Below are 20,165 nucleotides of genomic sequence, written 5' to 3' on the forward strand. Positions count from 1 at the left end.
TATACAATAAAAGGCTAGATTTTATGCAAGATCAGGTACTACGTCGTATCTTTATCCTCGCTGGGCTCGCATTACTGCTTTGGGTGCTCTATCTGCTAAAGCCCATTGTCATTCCGTTCGTAGGTGCTTTTTTTATTGCCTACCTGTTTAGTCCACTGGTGGATGTCCTTGTCAAAATCAAATTACCACGTTGGTTAGCCATCAGTATTGTCTTTATTGGAATTGGTGTGACCCTGACCATGGTGTTGTGGTTCCTGGTGCCTTTGATCTGGAAACAGCTGATGTATGCCCGGGATAGTATTCCTGCGGGTATCCACTGGATCAATGCCACTTTCCTACCGTGGGTATCACATACCTTTAATGTTGTACCTATGGAAATTGACACTGAACAGATTTCAAAAGCCGTAATGGATTATATCCAGACCAATTACAGCGCTGACAGCATCCAGACCATGGCATTGCGAGTCGCCCAATCAGGATTGAACTTTATTCAGATTGGTGGGGTGGTTATCCTTATTCCGATCATCTCGTTCTACTTCCTGCTGGACTGGGAGAGAATGCTGCAAAGTTTAAGACGTTTAATTCCACGTCCATATGAAGCTTCAACCTTAACCATCGTGCGTGAATGCCATAGCGTCTTAGGCGCCTTTGTCAAAGGGCAGTTCCTTGTGATGCTTTTGCTGGGAATCGTTTACGCCGTCGGGTTACAGCTGATTGGGCTGGAAGTCGGTTTAATTATTGGCATGATTGCTGGTTTGGCAAGTATTATTCCTTATCTTGGATTTGGTGTCGGGATTATTGCTGCTGTGGTTGCGACACTTTTCCAGTTTGGACTGGACTGGACCCAATTGCTGCTTGTCGGCGTGGTGTTCATGATTGGACAAATGGTCGAGGGATATATTCTTCAACCGTTCTTGCTGGGTGATAAGATTGGTCTGTCACCTGTGGCTGTTGTTTTCGCAGTATTGGCAGGGGCACAGCTGGGTGGATTCCTGGGTATGCTGATTGCTTTACCTGTGGCTGCGGTGATTGTGGTGCTGCTTAAACATGCACGTGATAATTATGAAAGAAGCCGCTTCTATGGCTCTACCACAGAAGTTGTACTGGTACAGGGTGAAACTCAGCACATAAATGTGGATTCAGAGCAAGTAGAGCTTGATATTCAAATTAAAAACTCTCAAGATACAGAGACTTCAAACCCGAAAGATTTAAAGTAATTGAGGAACATATTAAATATATGCGTCAACTACAACTGGATATAGAACCACAACTCGATGCTCGAATCAGTGATTTTTCGGGGCCGGGTTGGGGGCCTGTGGTTGATGCAGTCAGACAATTACATGCGGGTTTGGTCAGCCGATTCTATGTCTATGGCGGAGCGGGAACAGGTAAAAGTCATTTGCTTTCTGCAATCTGTGATTCTTATCTAGAGCTAGGCCGGCCTGCAATTAAAGTGTCACTACTCGAATTATTAGATGCACCGATCGAAGCAATTACTTCTCTAGAGTTTTATGACCTGGTTGCATTGGATGATATTGATGCGATTAGCGGTGTACCGCATTGGCAAAAAGCGGTTTTCCATTTGATGAATAATCATGAAGGTCAGTTGGTGTTTTCTTCTCGGGTTGCGCCGATTGAATTAAAACTGGAACTGCCTGACCTTCAGTCAAGATTAACCCAGGCAGTCAGTGTTAAAGTCCCAAACGGCAGTTCCTATATTGACCGTCAAGCCTTACTTCAATCGGTCATGACCCGTCGCGGCATTCATTTTGACCAGCAGATTGTCGATTATTTATTAAGTAATGGTCCGCATCAGGCCTCAATATTATTACAAACATTAGCTCAACTTGAAAAAATGCTGAAAGGTGAAAAAACCAAGCTATCCAATACCACTCTTAAGCAAATTTATGCCTTGATAGATGAATATCGCCAATAGTATAAAATTTCTTGAGTAATTTTGAGAGCTATGACAAAGTACGCACAAAGGAATGTGGTTGCAAACGCCTAGTTTGTAAAACTAAAAAAAATGAAAAAACATGAAAGGAGATCGGTATGCTCAAACGGACGCTTGCCTGCGCGTTATTGGTAATGACGGGGCACGCTTATTCTGCGGATATCCAAGTCAATACTTTAGCTGATGACGAGAATTATACCGGTTGTTCTCTGCGCAACGCCGTAGAGTTTTTAAATAAAAGAAGCCAAAAAGAATTCGAGAATGGTTATCGCGGCTGTGGTGATAAAGATTCAAGCAGCGTAATTATTTTACAGCGAGACCAAACCTACCAGCTAAATTCAGCATTAAATATCAAGGCTGAAATGACTATTCGTACAGCAACTAGCGATGGCTTTAATGATAATAAACTTGGTCTAAACAATGCGACGCTCAAAATGGATGGTAATGATCGACTGTTTGTAATTGACGATAATAATGTAGAAAAAGCATTGTTAAATGTGGTTTTGATTGAGCTGAATTTGCAAGGAGCGTCGAAAAAAGTCAATGATGGTGGCCTGATTCTTAATCGTGAAAATTTGAAAATTCAATATTCTCGTTTAACGGGAGGGGCTGCGAATAGAGGTGGGGCAATTTATAATGTCGGGGTCTCATCGGATAAGAATACAGCTGGCTATGTAAATGTTACAAATAGTCTTTTACAAGATAATAAAGCCGATCAAGGGGCAATTATCTATAGTGAAATTCCTAGCTACCTGATCACAAACTCTGTGATGCGTGATAATCAAGGTATGGCAGGGACAGATGGTGCCTTACTGTATGTATTGAATGGTTTTAATAATGACACCATTGCAGGAGTCTTAACGGATCGATCTGCGGGCATACGAAGCAGTACTATTTTTCACAATAAAGGCGGCTATGTCGCAAATATTCGTGAAGGCATGATTCTTAATAATAATACAATCATAAAAAATGCTGCGGGTTTATATTTGCAGTCTTTAAATCGCAAAGTAACTACAGAAGAAACAGTGAATGGAGAGAAGGTACAAAAAGTAACAGAATATCCAAGTGCTTACGTTTCCAATAGTATACTGGTGGCGAATGGTGATAGCAATTGTGGCAGTATTGCTACTGACACAACCATTGTACAGAGCAATTTAACCACCTCTGACTGTGATCGTAATGCTGAAAAGCGTTTACCAAACTTTATATGGAAGGCAAATGATCCTGAGCAAGCATTAATCGCAGGTGGCAGTAATGATGAAGGAATTTGTGCAGCCCCTCCTGCAAAAGGATTATTGTGCCCATATAGTATTCCAAAAGATCAAATGCTGGGTTTCTTCAAACCACGTTTATTAACCTCTTATAAGCAATTATCTGATTCAATTATTGTGAACAAGGGAAGAATTTATAGTGATGGGACGACTTTTAGCTTAGCCAGTTGTGAGGGGGCTGATCAGCGAGGAAAAATTCGTACTGGTTTAAATGAGCTTTGCGATTTAGGGTCAGTTGAACTGACTGTTGATCGAAGTAATATTGCTGTTGCAGGGATAGATATCCGTTTTAAAGAAATTGCAAAATTTAGTATTGCAGATAACCTATTAGATGGTGAACTCTTAGACCCTGCTTCATGTGAACAATTATTGGGCAAACGTTCAGATGGTCAAGTTTGGCAATCAGGTTGTCTAGATATTGTGCAAAATCAGACACCATCTAAAGGAAAGCTTACTCTTGATCAGGATGGGAATGTAACTTATGTGCCTTATAGCGACTGGCACGGGGCTGATATGTTTAAAATGCGCATCATGACCACGATCACGCGTTTTAATAATGTGACCAATTACTATATTGATATTCCGACCAATATTGTTCAGGACCCGCCAGATACTTTCAAAAGTAAAACAGTGAATGTCAGTGGGGGAAGCTTAGGGGCTGGAGCGATTTTTATACTATTAGGCTTAGTACGGTTGCGTCGGTTTAAATCATAATCAGGGATGATCAGATGAAAAATTATAAAAAAGCGCTATTGGCCACTATGGTTATGGCTGCCATGCCATTATTAGCGGCAACAAATGGAACAGCAATCAAAGTTACAACTTTCGTGGATGAAGATGGGGAAAATCTGAATGCCTGTTCATTACGTGAGGCATTAAAAACTGCCGAGACACGTGTCTCTTATGGTGGTTGTCCTGTTACTGATAAATTATCCAGTACCACAAAAGTAATTCAACTTGAAAAAGGTGTATACACGTTAAAAAAAGAGCTTAGCCCGAATGTATCTGTTTCAATTCTGGGAGCTAGCCCAGAAGACTGGGAGGAAAAAAGTGTTTTACTTAATGATGTTGTGAACCAATATCCTGCACAAATCCCTTTACAGACCACAATTAAGGCTGAGAATTCACGTATTTTTAATACGTCGATAGGTACAAAGAATCTAAGTTTAACCAACCTAATTTTAACCGGTGGGCATTCTTCAGATTTTGGGGGAGCCATATATGCAGGGGCGGATGTTGTATTACAGAGTAGCCAGATTCTAGACTCTCAAGCAAAGGAGGGGGGGGCTATCTTTATGGCAGGGCCTTCATCCACATTAACGATTTCTAAAAGTGTTATACAAGGGAATCAGGCGGAAAAAGGCAGTGTGCTGTCAATGGGATGTATGTCAGATGCAAAATATATTAAAAATACTATTAAATTAACTGCAAATAGCTTTATTAATAACGGTTCTGAAAATTCAAACAGCATGTTCGAATTTTGTGGTGAGGTTAATACCGAATTAAATACTAATACTATTGCAAAAAATAGTACTAATACCACAACAGGCAACTTGATTAAATTTACTGGCGATACCAAAGTTGGGTCAGAGGTTAATAATAGACCAAGTATATTAAGTGATATAAGTACTTTAACTCTGGTCAGTAATACCATAGTTGAAAATAAAGCTTTTACGACATTGCTATATGATAAGCTGGGTTACAAAACATTGGGCTATAATGTGATCGCTTATAACGGTGGTAGTAATAGTTATGCTTGTCGTTATTTGTTTGGGAATGCAGTTAATGAAGAGAAGGTCAAATTTGCAATTGGTTATAATGCACTCGCATTAAAGGAGGAGACTTCAAATTCTCCTGTGAATAATGTATGTGATGTTCCCAAAGAATCGCTCAAAGATAATAAAACCAATCTCAATGTCAGTAATATCAGCTTTTCAACACTGCTAGATTACCAAGCTGCTTCTGCTCATACTGCTTTTATGCCGATGTATTATCCAAGACCAAATGAAACTGAGATTAAAGTAGAGGTTGATGGTAAAACGACTACAAAAAAAATTGGTTTATTAGATATTGAAGGAACCGGATGTAGTCCAACCGACCAGCGGGGACTGGCGCGCATTGCGGATGGAACTTTGTATTATGATCCTGATGCACGTAACCGCTGTGATATTGGTTCGGTTGAATTGATGCGCTTCACGGCGGGAGATTTGGAAGATTTAACGAATAGTTCGATTAGTAATGCTATGACGAATTATCAGACACAATTGGATTTTTTTAACGAGCTGGTGAAAAATCCAAATAATCCTGACTTTTTAACTTATTATAAATTCCGTGTAGATAAGTATCAAAAATTATTAAAATATACCAAAGAAAATTTTCACTATCGTGCAATTTATATTGATCTCAGAAATTATCAGTTGCCTTTACCTCAAGATGTAAAACAGGCTGATGGTAGTTATAAATTACAGTTTTTTGATCCTGAACTATATACGGTAACAACAGAGTCTTTAGGTAAAGGGCAAATTAATGAGACGGTTACCGATATTGATGCAAGTGATAAAGAAAATCTAGTATGCCGTTGGGATAACAACTTACAGCAAATTATTTTTTATCGTAAGGATGATAGTATTACTCAGGCAGGTGATAAAATTTTCTGTAAATATACGGTTACCTCTAAAGCCAATCCGAGTATACATTCTTCAGGCCTGATCCGAGCTGCATTTGCTAATATTGCACCTGTAGCCTCAGATACTTCTATTACGTTTAAATATAAGCAGAAGCAAAAGTTAAGCCTTAATTTATTGAATTTTGCCAATGACTATGGTGATACGGGTGAAGGTGGACCTGGTCCTGAACAGAATCCAAATAAATCCCAGTTTTGGAAAAATCAAGAAGGGGTAGAGTTACCAATCCGTTTGAGTAATGTGCCTTCTAAGGATTTGAGTATAACTGCTGATCGCCAAGGGCCTTGTCCTGAACCTGATCAAAAGGAAACCTGTTATGGTGGGAATATTTATGTTCAAGAAGTAAATGCATTTAATCCATTTAACTTCTCCTTTAATTATCAGGTATATGATGCGGATGGTATGTCATCAAATGCTGCAACAGTCCGTACCATTAATACTGCAACGACAACGGATGATACCCGTACAGCAAGTGGCGGCGGCGGCGGTGGTTTTGGTTTCTACTCATTGCTGGGTCTGTTTGGTCTATTAACCTATCGTCGATTGAAAAAGTAAGTCAAAAAAGAGCGCCAAATTAGGCGCTCTTTTTTTAGAAAAGAAATTAAAAAATCAATGTTCAGCGTATTTACTTAAATATTCTTCTCGGATATTGACGCGTTCTTCGGTACTCGCATTTTGCATGCGTTTACGCAAGGTAGTGCGTTCCTGAGTACTCATTTTCTGCCAGACATCTCGCATTTTCTGTTTTTCATCTTCCGGCAGTTGAGTAAACCATTCCATTCTTTGCTGGAGCTGTGAACTTTGTGTGGTTGGAATTTCCTTTAAAGACTGATAGCGTTTAATTAAAACGCGTTGTTCTTCAGGGGTTAAATCATCCCATGCTTCTTCAGTCGTCGGTTTATTCTGTTTGGAAAAAATCCAGAAACGTTCTGAACCTGCAAAGCTTGTTTGCAATAAGCCGAGCGTACACACAACAAGTGCTAATCTTTTAGCTGCCATGTGGAACTTTATCCTCACCTAAAACCAGTAACATTTCCATATCTTCAACCATCTGAGGTGAAAGTTTCGGATTCACCACCACCTGATTCTGTGGTTTATCGATTAACTGTAAAGAACTTGGCAATACAGCAATGCCCATAATCGCGGCTGCAAAGGCAAAACCTGTCATTTTCCAGATACTGTAATAAGAGGTTGGTTTCTTTTGTACGGTATCTAAAACATGATTCATCACCCGCATTTTATTGTGGTGCTGCTCTCTTGCAAGTTGATCAAGTTTGGAAGTCACTTGTTTAGCGAACTCATCTTTTTTCATCTGATGATCCTCCCGTATGTGGATTTAAGTGCTCTAAGGCAATTCTGAGTCCCTGAATTGCACGGTGATAATGTGTTTTTACACTACCTTCACTACAATCCATAATTTGCGCTGTCGTCATCGTATCAAAGCCTTCCCATGCTCTTAACATGAACGCTTGTTGCTGACGGACCGGTAGTTGATTGATTGCAGCCTGAATTTCCTCCATAGTCACTTCCTGATCAAGGAACTCAAATGGATTTGGAGTTGATTCATCGACTACATCAATGATTTCTTCGTCATCGTCTAAACTGATCTTTTTAAATAATGAGAATGGACTTGCCCGACGAGCCTCCTTTCTTCTCCAGTCCTGGAGCTTATTATTCAATATGGTATAGAACAGGGGATACCATTCGTCGGTACTCTTATCGGCATAGGATTTATGCAATGAAATAAAGGCTTCCTGAACCAGATCCATTGCAATACCTTGTTGTCCCTGTGTCGCACTTTCCATCATCACAAGCGCACGACCAGTCACGTCTTGCATAAAGAAACGCAGACGTTGTTCAACCGTACTACGATCAGTACCGTTTTCTGTTCGAGCGTGTTTAGGTGCTAAATCCATAGAGATGGAAAATCCTGTCATGGATACCCACCATTATTATTTCAATTCATTAATCATATAACGTTGAAAATGGTGGGCGCGTTGACAACTTAAGCAATTATTTTTAGTAGTGTAATAGATTTTCCCAGTAAAAAACGCGTATTTAAAATAAAATAACGTTTTACTGACGTTGGCGCACCATTTCAAAGAAGCAGACTGAACCCGCAATTGCAACATTTAAAGACTCTTGACCACCCGGCTGAGGAATTGTAACCGCCTGGGCATGTTCTAGAGCGTAGTCACTTGCACCTTGGCCTTCATTACCCAGGATCCATACACAAGGTTGGGTTAAATCTTGGGTATATAAACTGGTTGAACGATGTGAGCTGGTTACAAAGACAGGAATTTGAAACTTTGGCAGCAGGTCATTGAGTTGGAAATTTTCAAAACAAGTCAGACTGAAGTGTGCACCCATACCAGCACGTAATACACGCGGTGACCATAATGAAGCCGAGCCTTGCGTACAAATTACCTGTTTAATATTGGCAGCTGCCGCAGAACGCAACAGTGTACCGACATTTCCTGGATCCTGAACATTTTCAAGAATCAGTGTATCTGCTTTGAAATCAATGGTCACTGAGCTTTTTGGCAGATCAATAATGGCCAAGCAGGGCAAGGTTGTGCCTAGAGTACTCAAGTCTTTATAGAGTACTTCGCTAATGACAAAAATATGCCCTTGGTGTAATTCAATCACCTGTTGTAACTCTGGGTGATTGAGTGCCTGTTCAGTGGTAAAGAGAGAAAAGATTTTTTTCTGCTGTTGTAACCACGCTAGGCAAAGATGAGTACCTTCCAGAACTGTTTGCTGATGTTTTTTTCGGGCGCTGTTCAGCTCGATCAGCCCACGCAAATGTTTGATCTTTGCATTGTCTTTTGATTCTAGAAAAATAACCGCCATAAGATAAACATCCAAAAGGGCATTATAAATGGATGATAATGCCCTGATTTTAAAATTAATTAGTGATAGCTGGTGACGCGTTCAACTTCATTCTTCGAACCAATAATCACTGGAACACGTTGGTGGAGTTCGGTTGGTTGAATATCCAGAATACGAACACGGCCTGTTGTAGAGGCACCGCCAGCCTGTTCAATCAACATGCTCATCGGGTTAGCTTCATACATCAAACGTAAACGACCTGCTTTTTTAGGGTCTTTCAAGTCATATGGATAAAGGAAGATACCGCCACGGCATAAGATACGGTGAATGTCACCCACCATGCATGCAACCCAACGCATGTTGAAGTCTTTTTCACGCACCGAAGTTTTACCCGCAAGTAACTCATCAATATAACGTTTTACCGGATTTTCCCAATGACGTTGATTAGACGAGTTAATGGCAAATTCTTGTGTATCTGCTGAAACTTGAACTTTTTCAGAAGTTAACAAGAAGCTTTGTGTCGTCGGATCAAAAGTAAAGAATACAACACCAGCACCAACAGTCAGTGCGAGCATGGTTGAAGGCCCATAAAGTACATAACCGGCAGCAACTTGCTCAGTCCCTGCCTGCATGAAATCAGCAGCTTGGGTGACTGCATTTTTTGCTGGAAGGATAGAGAAAATGGTACCGACACACATATTGATGTCGATGTTGCTTGAACCATCTAATGGGTCAAATAACACCAGATATTTACCGTTTTCTTGAGCAGGGGTGAAGTCATCCAGTTCTTCTGAAGCCAAGCCACCTACCTGTGGATGTACTTTCAATGCATCAATCAGGTAATCATTTGAGATGACATCTAATTTTTTCTGAGTTTCACCTTGAACATTTTCGTTGCCCGCGCTGCCTAAAATACCTGCTAAAGCACCTTTTTGTAAGGCTTGGTCAATGGTCTGGCAGGTTGCTGCGATTGTTTCAATGACTTGTGCCAACTCTGGAGTCAAATTCCCGTTTTGTTGTTCTAGGTATTGGGTCAAAGTAAGGTTTGACATATTGAATAGCTCCGATTTAGCCGTGTCAAAAATTGATAAAAATGAATGTGGCTATTCTAGATGAGATCGTCCAAAAATAAAAATTATCTTACTTTATTTATGTTGCTTTTATGATTACAACTAAGCCATTACATGCTATGTTGCATAGATACTAAACAGGATGTTTGGAGGCTAAAGATGACAACCAAAAATTTTGAGGCAACGCCCACGCCAAGTGAACCCATTAACCTAGATACGATTTCCAAAGAAAATGTGAAGGATGCATGGAAAGAGTATGAGGCCAAGCCAGAATATAAAGAGTTTAATAAGCATGATTTGATTGAGTCGATGCAAAATAAGCCTGACGCTCAATCCTCATCTTAAGCAATGAAATAAAAATGCTCACATGAAGTGAGCATTTTTATTTATAGCGAAACCACAATTATTTTAATAGTGGTGGAACTGCTTCGTAGTTAATTTCTACACGGCGGTTTTCTTTCCATGCAGCTTCGTCATGACCTGCATTCACTGGAGATTCTTTACCGTAACTAACTGCTTCAAGCTGTTGCGGATTCACACCATTGGTAATCAAGAAGCTTTCAACGGCTTTGGCACGACGCTCACCAAGTGCCATGTTGTATTCACGTGTACCGCGTTCATCGGTATGACCTGTAAGGGCAACACGAGAATTCGCATTTGCAACCAGGAACTGGGCATGGGCTTGTAGTGTTTGATAATCTTCGTTTGATAAATCACTGCTGTCATAGTTGAAGTGAACAACACGTTTTGCCAAGAATGCTTTATTGGCAGCAGTTACGCCTTTTGAAGAAGCGCCAGCAAGATTTTGTGCATTTAAAGCAGCATCTTCACTTAAACCGTCAGTGCTGACTGATGATGCGCCATTCGGATTTGTGCCTGTGGTAATTTCAGCAGCAGGTTTACGGCTTGCACAACCCGTGAAAACCAGTGTCGCAGCAATCAGTGGCAGCGTTAGATATTTAATGTTCATATGATTCTCCAATCAATTAAATTTATTTTGGTGCCCAAGCAGGTTCACGAACTTCACCTTGTTCGCTTGGTAAATTCATGCGGAAACGACCATCAGTAGACATGACTGATAAAAGACCACGATTTCCTTCACGCGTTGCGTAAACCACCATTTGACCATTTGGCGAAAAGCTCGGTGATTCATCTAAACTGGTTGGCGTGAGAATATTGGTGATCCCTGTATTAATATCCTGAATCGCAACTTTGTAGTTACTGCCACTTGGACGATGCACCAGGGCAATCTTTTTACCGTCTGCGCTTAAGGTACCGCGCGCATTGAATGCACCTTTAAAGGTAAGACGCTTGACTGAACTGTCATCAAAGCTATAGCGGTAAATCTGTGGTGAACCGCCGCGATCCGAGGTAAAGATGAAGGATTTGCCATCTGGTGAGTAGCGCGCTTCGGTATCAATCGCAGAGTCATTGGTCATGCGTTGTACTTGGCGAGTACTTAAATCCATTTGATAGACTTCAGGGTTGCCATGCATCGATGCAGTAAATAGCATTGATTTACCATCTGGCGAGAAACTCGGTGCACCGTTTAAACCACGGAAGCTGGCTAGCACTTCGCGCTGGCCAGTCGCTAAATCCTGTAGATAAATTGCAGGCCGTTTGGTTTCAAAAGACACATAGGCAATTTTCTTGGCATCAGGTGTCCAGGCCGGAGAAAGGATCGGATCACGTGATGACAGAACTGTTTTAGGTTGTTCGCCATCCGTATCTGCAATTTGCAGGGTATAACGTTGTGCAGGAGTGGCCTGATTACGTAATACATAGGCAATACGACCGCTAAAGTCACCCGCGATACCGGTTAAGGCCTGATAAATCGTATCACTGATCAGGTGGCCTGCCTGACGCACACGTGAACGAGGCACAGTCAGGACTTCATTTAATAGATATTGTTGTTTTTGTACGTCGTACAACTGGTAGTGAATTTCAAATGTATTGGCATCCACAGCCTTCATTTGGCCCACGACGACATAAGGCACACCCGCAGTTTGCCAATCGCCTGCCTGTACCTGATTAAGGCTGGCAGTTGCAGGTAGATTTTGAGATGCACTGGTAAAACGGCCTGAACGATTCAAGTCGCTTTCCACAATTGGATAGATCGCATTGTCATTGGCAAATGGAATGATCGCGATTTTTGGTGCTTGTTCAGGTGCTTTGGCAATTTCTAGATGTAATTGAGCAAAAGTTGCAGTTGGCACAACTGTGCTAATTGCAGCGAAAACTGCTAAAGAGAGGAGGTGTTTACGAGTCTTGTCCATAGTTACAATTACTTGCGTCGTATTTTTGTGGCTGTTGATTATTTAACACAGTTATAGGCTTTGTGCTATTAAAAGCCTATAACGTTAACTATTCATTACTATTTTGCAGTAAAACTTGAAGTAAAGCTTCTTGCCTCACGGCGTGCAACAGGATCATCTGGCATTGGATAAGGTGCAGCAGCACGAACCGCAGCTTCTACACTTGCTTTCACGTCTGGATCGCTTGCAGAAACAACAACAGATAATACAGCACCGCTATCGCTCAAGGTAACACGTGCGCTGGCACGTTGACCTGATGAACCCGATGGCATATTCCAGGCACGATAGATTTTTTGTTCAAAATCACGTTTGGCTGTTGATGCAATACGTTTTGCATCGGCTTTTTTCTGAGCTGCATCCTGTTCCGCTTTTTTAGCAGCAGCGGCTTTTGCATCGGCTTCTGCCTCAGCTTTACGTTTCGCGTCTGTCTCAGCTTTGGCTTTTGCATCGGCGTCGGCCTTGCGTTTGGCATCGGCATCAGCTTTACGTTTCGCGTCTGCATCAGCTTTTGCTTTCGCATCTGCATCGGCTTTGCGTTTGGCATCCGCGTCAGCCTTACGTTTCGCATCGGCATCTGCTTTACGTTTAGCATCTGCGTCGGCTTTGCGCTTGGCATCTGCATCGGCTTTGCGTTTTGCATCGGCGTCGGCTTTGCGTTTTGCATCGGCGTCGGCTTTGCGTTTAGCATCTGCATCCGCTTTGGCTTTTGCATCTGCGTCGGCCTTGCGTTTGGCATCTGCCTCAGCTTTACGTTTCGCGTCCTGCTGAGCTTGAAGCTTGGCATTTTCAGCCGCTTTCTGCTGTTTTAACTTGGCATCTTGCTCTGCTTTCTGACGAGCTTTAGCGTCTGCTTCAGCTTTCGCGTTTTGTTCAGCTCTGCGTTTTGCTTCAGCTTCATTTTTAGCTTTTGCCTCGGCTTGGCGTTTTGCTTCAGCTTCATTTTTTGCTTTCGTATCGGCCTGACGTTTTGCTTCAGCATCTGCACGTTGTTTTTGTGCTTGTGCTTCTGCAAGTTTACGTTGTTGTTGCTCTTGCTGAGCGCGAGCAGCTTCTTCAGCTTTACGTTTTTGTTCAGCTAATTTTGCCTGCTGTGCTTGTGCTGCCTTCTCGGCTGCAAGTTGTTGAGCCGTTGGTGGTGGAGGGGCTACAGGAATATTTTCAGGTAGGGTCGGATCTACATTCGGACTGACCACTTCTGGTGCCTGTTTGTCAGCCGTGACCTGTTGTTCAGGCTGCTGTAGCGATGAAGGTAAATCTTCTGGCTTCACCAAAATAGTGGTGAGTTTTTTAGGCTCTTCTGGTGGTTTACTCAAGCCTAAAAACAGTAAGCCAACAATCGCGATTGCATGCACACCGAGTGTGAAACCCAGCGCAATCGCATTTTGTTTAAAAGGCGGCTCTTGAAATTTTTTCATAGCTTATTTTAACGGCTCAGTCAGTAAGCCAACTTGAGTTAGGCCGGCTTCTTGTAGACTCGCCATCAGTGAAACCACTTCACCATAAGGACGAGATTTATCACCATTCACCAGAACAGTCAGTTGCTTATTTTCTTGCTCGGCTTGAGTTTGTGCCTCACTTAAAAGGGTTTCAAGCTGGGTAAGTGATAGCGGTTCGCTGCCTTTGTGCTCTTGATATTGCAAAAAGATATCACCATCTTTACCAATCGTGACCATTGCTGGCATGTCTTTGGATTCAATAGGGTGATTATTGGCTTGAGGTAAATCGACTTTGATACCACTGGTGATCATGGGTGCGGTTACCATAAAAATGACCAGTAGCACCAACATGACGTCGATATAAGGAACCACGTTCATATCGCTTTTTAGTGGTTTCTTAATCCGCTCAAAACGTCCAGATCGTTGAATCGCCATTATGCATCTTCCTGTGTCGTTCCAATTGCTTGACGCTGTAATAGAGCAACCATTTCTTCTGCAAATAAGGCACGGTCTGAATAGATTGATTCACCTTTGGCGGTATAGTGGTTAAACGCAAGTACCGCTGGAATGGCTGCAAATAAGCCGATTGCGGTGGCGATAAGAGCCTCAGCAATACCTGGTGCAACGGTGGCTAAAGTGACTTGATCAACTGCAGCGAGACCGATGAAGGCATTCATGATACCCCAGACAGTACCGAATAAACCGATATAAGGTGCAACCGAACCAATGCTGGCCAACGCACCTAAACCTTGCTCCAAACCACCTTGATCACGGCTTAAACCGACACGAAGAATACGTTCAGTTCCTTCGATAGTCTGGTTAGTATCTGCTTTACGTTTTTGTAATTTAAAAAACTCACCCAACCCTTGATAGAAGATATCTTCCAAACCACGACGTTTAGAGTTGAGTTGAGCATTGTTATAAAGGGTATTTAATTCGGCACCTGACCAGAACATCTTTTGAAAATGCTCATCATCTTGTCCTGCTTTTTTGAAGCCCATATGTAATTTTGCAATCAGATACCAGCTGTAAATCGAAGCAAGTAATAAGATCAGCATGACCAGCTGTACAACAGGACTTGCTTGTAAAATAAGGTCGGAGATGTGTAGAGAAGATTCTAAATTAGTTGCCATAAGTTACTGTGCCGAAAGTTTATTTTAGTCCTGTGCCAATTCTTTTTGAATCAGGTCACGAATTTCATCAGGAAGTCGACGTGGCATTAACTCTTTGTTTAAACATGCCAACACAACCTCACCTGAAGCCAGCAAGATTTCACCACGATAAATATTTTGTTGCAACACAAATGATGCGGCTTTACACGAAATAACACGTGCTGTAACGGTAATTAAATCATCCATTAATATAGGTCGTACATATTTGACCTGAATCTGGTGCACTACAAAGTTGTAATCTTGTTGATGCCAGTAATGATCTACACCCGCAGCACGTAACCATTCAGTGCGCGCACGTTCCATAAAACGGATATGGTTGGCGTGATAGACGATACCACCTGCATCTGTATCTTCGATGTAAACGCGAATTTTAAATTCAAAATGATTAGCCATGTTTTTACCTATTTCCATGCTCAGTCGGCACTAGTTAGCGAATGATAGGGGGTCAATTCGAAGATGGAAATAGTAATAAATAACATATTCTTGATGCGGATAAAAAAAGCCCTAACATGTAGGGCTTCATAAAAAAGACAATTATCTAAAGTTAATTAAGCTCATCCCAATCCATAGTTTTAGGGAAACCAACCACTGTGATGCCATTTGCATATGCACTAATCAATGCTTGGGAGTTGCTTGTATTTGAAATTTTAATCGTGTTTTTTATATTGTTAGTATCTTCAATCATTATTTCAGCGAAATTAGGACGGAAAGCTAATTTATCATTACTGCTTGCGAATCTGAGATTACTTTTGAAAGTTACTGAGAAAAATTTGTTTTCAGGATTACCCTGAATATCTCCTAGTGCAGTAAGCATAAGATTATTTACATTAAGTTGATAATTATTGATCATCAACTGTTGAGATTTTTTCGTTTCATCATCGAATACATTCAATGTCATTGCTTTAATTTGATATTGAGTGGATGCAGGTGTGTATTTACTTACAAGACTCCCATTATAAGTAATTGTGGAGTCACTTGGTGGAATAATTTTGAAATTTTTTAACGTGGTTTCATAACGTACCGAATCTGTAGATAATACTTCTTTGCTATTTACTGATCCAGAGATAGTAAAAAATCTTAAGCGATTTAATGCATTGTCTTCATCATTTACGGAAGTTAGAAAGCCACAGTTATTGAAGGTAATGCTTTTATCGCTATTTTTTGTATATGAGCCTGCTGAACATTTAAAGTTATTGCCAGCATTGATGCCATAATAAATACTTTCTGCAAGTTCATTACCAATGAGAACGATATTGTCATCTTCTTGAGATAATGTGACGATTGGTTCATAAATTGATTGGATTGACTCTGCTTTGGTGTAGTCTATTTTTTCTTTACCATTAAAGCTGGGCTGGTTGTCATCACCCCCGCCTCCACAGGCGGTTAATAATAGCGCCCCAAAGCATATAGTAGAAATTAATAATTTGTTTGACATTTCTTTCACCCTTTATATTGGATTTTGATTAGTTTAAATGTGTGGTGTAATTTTAAGATGAAAAATTATAACAGGAAATTTTATTTTTAATATCTAGATATTTTGTTTTTAAAGTGATTGAACTAGTTAATAGAATAAATATCGCATTAATACGATATTTATTCTATTCAGTATTTATTCAGGCGGTGTCATACCAAACTGCAAATACGCCATATTGGTTGCAATACGACCGCGTGCAGTCCGCATCACATATCCTTGCTGAATCAAATACGGTTCAATCACATCTTCCAGCGTTCCACTGTCTTCTGCCATCGCTGCGGCTAAAGCTTCGACACCAGTCGGTCGTCCTTCAAAACGTTCCAGCAACATACTGAGATAACGTCGATCGAGCGTATCTAAACCAGCTTTATCGACATTGAGCATATCTAAAGCACGTTGTGCCATGTCTTGAGTTACTTCACCTGTGCCTTTGACTTGGGCATAGTCACGAACACGACGTAATAAACGGTTGGCAATACGGGGGGTACCGCGTGCACGGCGGGCGATTTCGGTTGAACCCTCATGGGTAATCGGCACGTCCATCAAATTGGCAGAACGTGTCACGATATGGGTTAAATCCTCAACCGAATAGAACTCTAAACGCTGCACAATCCCGAAACGGTCACGTAACGGCGAAGTGAGTAAACCCGCACGTGTTGTGGCTGCAACTAAAGTAAATGCAGGTAGATCGAGCTTGATTGAGCGGGCAGCAGGGCCTTCACCGATCATGATATCCAGCTGATAATCTTCCATCGCAGGGTAGAGGATTTCTTCAATTACGGGTGAAAGACGATGGATTTCGTCAATAAACAGAACATCACCTTCTTCCAGATTGGTCAGCATGGCAGCCAAATCGCCAGCACGCTCTAACACTGGACCAGAAGTCGACTTTAAATTACCGCCCATTTCACGTGCGATAATATTCGCCAAGGTGGTTTTACCCAAGCCTGGTGGGCCAAAGATCAGGGTATGATCGAGTGCTTCACCGCGACCACGGGCTGCGCCAATGAAGATTTCCATTTGCTCACGCACCACAGGCTGACCGATATAATCAGCCAAAGACGTAGGGCGAATGGCTCGATCAAAATGATCTTCAGGTTTTTCTGTTCCGCTAATAAGACGATCTTGCATATATCTATTACTTCATCATGGATTTAAGCGCAGCACGGATAATGTCGGCTGACTCAGTATAATCTGCTTTGACGGCTGCAACGGCTTTTTGTGCTTCAGCCGGCTTATAACCGAGTGATTGTAATGCGGCTTCGGCTTCGGCAACAGGTGAATTTGACATGAACTGGATTTGCGTTGCCGCAGCATTGCTTGAGCCACCTGCAGGATGAGCCAATGCTTTAAAGCGGTCACGTAATTCAATCATTAAGCGTTCAGCAGTTTTTTTACCTACACCCGGAACTTTAATCAGGGTATTCACATCATCATGTTCAATGGTATGTATCAGTAATTCAACACTCAAGGTTGAAAGAATACCGAGTGCCATTTTAGGCCCTACACCGTTCACTTTGAGGAGTGTACGGAAAATGGTTTTTTCCTGAGCATCGCTAAAACCATATAGTTGCTGAGCATCTTCACGGACCACTAAATGGGTCCATAAAGTAACTTTTTGTCCTTTTTGTAATTGGCAAAATGTCGAAAGTGGTGTGTCAATTTCATAACCTACACCATTTACATTGAGTAATACGGTTGGGGCTTCCAGGGCAAACACTTCGCCAATCAAACATCCGATCATTGAATCTTTCACTTATTTGTTAATGGTTGAATAGTAGTAGCCATTTGTTCTAAACGCAAAATAGCTTTCAGGATTTCTTTGCGATTTCGTGCGGATTTTATCCAGGCAGGCAATCGGCTTAAGTAAGTTTTATTCTTGTTGGTAGAGCTTCTCTGTCTGAGCTCAGCAGAGATATAAGCCTTCAAATCATTTAACTGTTCCACGTTATACACGAAAATAAGACCATGCCTGGTTTCTGTGGTGAGATACAGCCGATAACCAAAGAAAGGATCTTTATTGATTTCAAACCCTGACTTTCTCGGGATTTTATAGGTCCATAACGGATAAGGGGAATTATACACTTGCTCTTTTTGGCAGAAAGTACAATTCAGTTTTATAAACGGGGGAAGAGTACTGGGCCGAGCATAAGAGTGGGAAAAGTAATATTTCCCACGTTTACAAGTACAGGTTTGATTAATTTCTACGTTGATCTCGTCAAAATAGCCTAAGTTTTTTTGTTGCTGCTGGTCTTGATCAAAAGTTTTACAGCAGAATATACAACTAAAAACATGGCTTTTTTTAGGCTGATCAGGTAATTCTTGTTGAAAGACCTGAGCTTTATTCTGACAAAATGGACATACCACTAAAACAGGATACTTCGCAAAAGTACCCCAAGTCTTCCCGTCATCAAGAAATCGCTTCACTAAAAAAAGCCTATCTTATTGCCTTGCAACTCTTGCGCCAGACTATAAGCCTGATGATCTGAGAACTTGCTAATAATATCAAGAACTTGCATAATATTATTATAATGGTTGTTTTGCAGATTTACGCCTGAATGTTGCAAAATTGACATCAATCGCTGCTCTTTAAAGCTGAGTGCCTTATGTGGCATGGTCAGGGGAATAAAGGCATCCAGAATGGTTTGCAAACTTTGATGTGCAATAATTTCTAAACCGGATTTTTGAGGATGTTCAAAGATACGGTCTCTGGCAAGATTCTTGGCGGTTTGAATACCGGCTTCAATATCCGGCGAACAATATTGTAACAGGCTACCTTTGAGCTGGCCTGTCAGAATTTCAAAGTGATGCTTGGCAAAAGCAGTGGTGACTTCATCGACCAAACGCTTCATGACACGACCACGTAGAGCCGCAATTTTTTGTTGCCAAGTGGTATGCGGTAAATGGAGTTCCTCGGGATAACCGTAATCGGCAATCAGGTTCAGAAAAATCGGCTCAACTTCGGCATAGTTCAACATATTCAGAATAATGCCATCTTCCAGATCAATCAGCGCATAACACATGTCATCAGCAGCTTCTAATAAATAGGTCAGGGGATGACGGCAATAATGATATTCACCGAGTTGAATCAGGCCAAGCTGTTCAGCCAGTTGTTTTAAAATTTCTTTTTCAGACTGATAGCAGCCAAATTTTGCCCGTTGATGGGAAGGCGTATCACCTTGTTCTTCAATAGTTTTGGATAGCCATGGATATTTTAAATAGGCGCCTAGCGTGGCACAGGTCAGGCGCATTCCGCCATCATCTGGATGATAATCAATCCGGCTAAGCAGGCGAAGTCCTTGGGCATTGCCCTCGAATTGGCGTACATCGGCTTGTTCTTCGGGTGTCAGTTTGGTGAGGAAGTCTCGATGTGAGGCATCATCAAACCATTCACGGATGGCATATTCACCCGCATGACCAAAGGGTGGATTGCCAATATCATGGGCCAGACAAGCCGCCTGAATGATCGCCCCGACATCGGCAGGTGAGATCCACATTGGTAATTCATCTTTAATTTTTTCAGCGGCAAGCATGCCGAGTGAGCGGCCGATACAAGACACTTCCAGTGAGTGAGTAAGGCGGGTATGAATACCATCGTGTTGTGTAAGCGGGTGAACCTGGGTTTTTCTATTCAGTTGGCGAAAGCTTTGGGAAAATATAATTCTGTCATAATCTTTATGGAATGGGCTTCGAGCCAATTCGGTACTGCTTTTTTTACTGCCTAAACGAATTGCAGAAAGCAATTCTAACCAACGCATTTGTTCCATTTATCATTATTCACTATGAATTCAGTTTCATCATGCCAAAAAAAAGATTAAAGCACTAGAGTAGGGCGACATAAATTGTCTTGCTGCTTGTTTTAGGGGCTTAAGGCTATCGAAGCGACTTCTATCCTGCACAATAAACAGCCCACAAGCAGCAGGCTTATCGCGAAACGTCCTAGCAAGTCAGACAAAA

21 protein-coding genes are annotated in these 20,165 nt (G+C 41.5%); 5 read left to right on the top strand and 16 right to left on the bottom strand.

The window, feature by feature from the left end; translation table 11 throughout:
- Positions 1-23: 23 nt before the first annotated feature.
- The 4 genes from cxpE to MSG93_RS01645 all read left to right on the top strand — a co-directional run bounded on the left by cxpE (position 24) and on the right by MSG93_RS01645 (position 6,464).
- Positions 24-1,217: a chloramphenicol efflux transporter CxpE gene (gene cxpE / locus MSG93_RS01630; RefSeq protein WP_009514801.1), complete on the top strand. Its 1,194-nt coding sequence runs from the start codon at positions 24-26 to the stop codon at positions 1,215-1,217.
- A 20-nt stretch (positions 1,218-1,237) separates the two neighbouring features.
- The gene (locus MSG93_RS01635; protein ID WP_004771428.1) at positions 1,238-1,936 is read left to right on the top strand and encodes a DnaA regulatory inactivator Hda; all 699 of its coding nucleotides are present in this window, start codon (positions 1,238-1,240) and stop codon (positions 1,934-1,936) included.
- Positions 1,937-2,052: 116 nt separating this feature from the next.
- Positions 2,053-3,939 (top strand): rhombotarget A, encoded by a 1,887-nt coding sequence (gene rbtA, locus MSG93_RS01640; protein ID WP_324619369.1) that lies wholly within the window; start codon positions 2,053-2,055, stop codon positions 3,937-3,939.
- Between the two features lie 14 nt (positions 3,940-3,953).
- A complete protein-coding gene (locus MSG93_RS01645; protein ID WP_324619371.1) occupies positions 3,954-6,464 on the top strand; it encodes a CSLREA domain-containing protein in 2,511 nt (836 codons plus the stop codon).
- A 54-nt stretch (positions 6,465-6,518) separates the two neighbouring features.
- Here MSG93_RS01645 and MSG93_RS01650 read toward each other — a convergent pair whose 3' ends face one another.
- The 5 genes from MSG93_RS01650 to MSG93_RS01670 all read right to left on the bottom strand — a co-directional run bounded on the left by MSG93_RS01650 (position 6,519) and on the right by MSG93_RS01670 (position 9,793).
- Positions 6,519-6,908 carry a DUF3106 domain-containing protein gene (locus MSG93_RS01650; protein WP_005284567.1) on the bottom strand — a complete coding sequence of 130 codons (390 nt, stop codon included), beginning with the start codon at positions 6,906-6,908 and terminating at the stop codon, positions 6,519-6,521.
- The gene (locus tag MSG93_RS01655) at positions 6,898-7,221 is read right to left on the bottom strand and encodes a hypothetical protein (protein ID WP_005229427.1); all 324 of its coding nucleotides are present in this window, start codon (positions 7,219-7,221) and stop codon (positions 6,898-6,900) included. Before MSG93_RS01655 ends, MSG93_RS01650 begins: the two co-directional genes overlap by 11 nt.
- On the bottom strand, positions 7,208-7,825 hold the full coding sequence (locus tag MSG93_RS01660; RefSeq protein ID WP_005284572.1) for an RNA polymerase sigma factor: 618 nt from the start codon (positions 7,823-7,825) through the stop codon (positions 7,208-7,210). The genes MSG93_RS01655 and MSG93_RS01660 overlap by 14 nt, the downstream gene beginning before the upstream one ends.
- A 160-nt stretch (positions 7,826-7,985) precedes the next feature.
- Positions 7,986-8,762 (bottom strand): TrmH family RNA methyltransferase, encoded by a 777-nt coding sequence (locus MSG93_RS01665; protein WP_005229429.1) that lies wholly within the window; start codon positions 8,760-8,762, stop codon positions 7,986-7,988.
- A gap of 59 nt (positions 8,763-8,821) precedes the next feature.
- Complete coding sequence (locus tag MSG93_RS01670) at positions 8,822-9,793, bottom strand: class 1 fructose-bisphosphatase (RefSeq protein ID WP_262474861.1); 972 nt, start codon at positions 9,791-9,793, stop codon at positions 8,822-8,824.
- Positions 9,794-9,970: 177 nt separating this feature from the next.
- Between MSG93_RS01670 and MSG93_RS01675 the strand changes: the two genes are divergently transcribed.
- Positions 9,971-10,156: an NF038105 family protein gene (locus tag MSG93_RS01675; RefSeq protein ID WP_005229431.1), complete on the top strand. Its 186-nt coding sequence runs from the start codon at positions 9,971-9,973 to the stop codon at positions 10,154-10,156.
- Positions 10,157-10,214: 58 nt separating this feature from the next.
- Here the strand turns inward: MSG93_RS01675 and pal are convergent, their stop codons facing one another.
- The 11 genes from pal to MSG93_RS01730 form a co-directional block, all read right to left on the bottom strand.
- Positions 10,215-10,781, bottom strand: coding sequence for a peptidoglycan-associated lipoprotein Pal (pal, locus tag MSG93_RS01680; protein ID WP_005229441.1), 567 nt, complete (start codon positions 10,779-10,781; stop codon positions 10,215-10,217).
- A 22-nt stretch (positions 10,782-10,803) separates the two neighbouring features.
- A complete protein-coding gene (tolB, locus tag MSG93_RS01685) occupies positions 10,804-12,087 on the bottom strand; it encodes a Tol-Pal system beta propeller repeat protein TolB (RefSeq protein ID WP_005229443.1) in 1,284 nt (427 codons plus the stop codon).
- A 98-nt stretch (positions 12,088-12,185) separates the two neighbouring features.
- A complete protein-coding gene (gene tolA, locus MSG93_RS01690) occupies positions 12,186-13,541 on the bottom strand; it encodes a cell envelope integrity protein TolA (RefSeq protein WP_324619379.1) in 1,356 nt (451 codons plus the stop codon).
- A 3-nt stretch (positions 13,542-13,544) separates the two neighbouring features.
- Positions 13,545-13,997 carry a protein TolR gene (gene tolR / locus MSG93_RS01695; RefSeq protein ID WP_005229449.1) on the bottom strand — a complete coding sequence of 151 codons (453 nt, stop codon included), beginning with the start codon at positions 13,995-13,997 and terminating at the stop codon, positions 13,545-13,547.
- The gene (gene tolQ / locus MSG93_RS01700) at positions 13,997-14,695 is read right to left on the bottom strand and encodes a protein TolQ (RefSeq protein WP_004771450.1); all 699 of its coding nucleotides are present in this window, start codon (positions 14,693-14,695) and stop codon (positions 13,997-13,999) included. The genes tolR and tolQ overlap by 1 nt, the downstream gene beginning before the upstream one ends.
- Positions 14,696-14,719: 24 nt before the next feature.
- The gene (gene ybgC / locus MSG93_RS01705; RefSeq protein WP_004771451.1) at positions 14,720-15,127 is read right to left on the bottom strand and encodes a tol-pal system-associated acyl-CoA thioesterase; all 408 of its coding nucleotides are present in this window, start codon (positions 15,125-15,127) and stop codon (positions 14,720-14,722) included.
- Between the two features lie 151 nt (positions 15,128-15,278).
- Positions 15,279-16,169 carry a hypothetical protein gene (locus tag MSG93_RS01710; protein WP_324619384.1) on the bottom strand — a complete coding sequence of 297 codons (891 nt, stop codon included), beginning with the start codon at positions 16,167-16,169 and terminating at the stop codon, positions 15,279-15,281.
- Positions 16,170-16,343: 174 nt separating this feature from the next.
- Positions 16,344-17,339, bottom strand: coding sequence for a Holliday junction branch migration DNA helicase RuvB (ruvB, locus tag MSG93_RS01715; RefSeq protein WP_005229454.1), 996 nt, complete (start codon positions 17,337-17,339; stop codon positions 16,344-16,346).
- Between the two features lie 7 nt (positions 17,340-17,346).
- Positions 17,347-17,952, bottom strand: a complete 606-nt coding sequence (ruvA, locus tag MSG93_RS01720) for a Holliday junction branch migration protein RuvA (protein WP_005284596.1) — start codon at positions 17,950-17,952, stop codon at positions 17,347-17,349.
- An 8-nt stretch (positions 17,953-17,960) separates the two neighbouring features.
- Positions 17,961-18,635, bottom strand: a complete 675-nt coding sequence (locus MSG93_RS01725) for a hypothetical protein (protein ID WP_324619387.1) — start codon at positions 18,633-18,635, stop codon at positions 17,961-17,963.
- On the bottom strand, positions 18,635-19,975 hold the full coding sequence (locus MSG93_RS01730; RefSeq protein ID WP_005229461.1) for a deoxyguanosinetriphosphate triphosphohydrolase: 1,341 nt from the start codon (positions 19,973-19,975) through the stop codon (positions 18,635-18,637). The genes MSG93_RS01725 and MSG93_RS01730 overlap by 1 nt, the downstream gene beginning before the upstream one ends.
- Positions 19,976-20,165 lie beyond the last annotated feature (190 nt).

It is taken from the genome of Acinetobacter sp. IK40 (assembly GCF_035615075.1).
Lineage (GTDB): Bacteria > Pseudomonadota > Gammaproteobacteria > Pseudomonadales > Moraxellaceae > Acinetobacter > Acinetobacter courvalinii.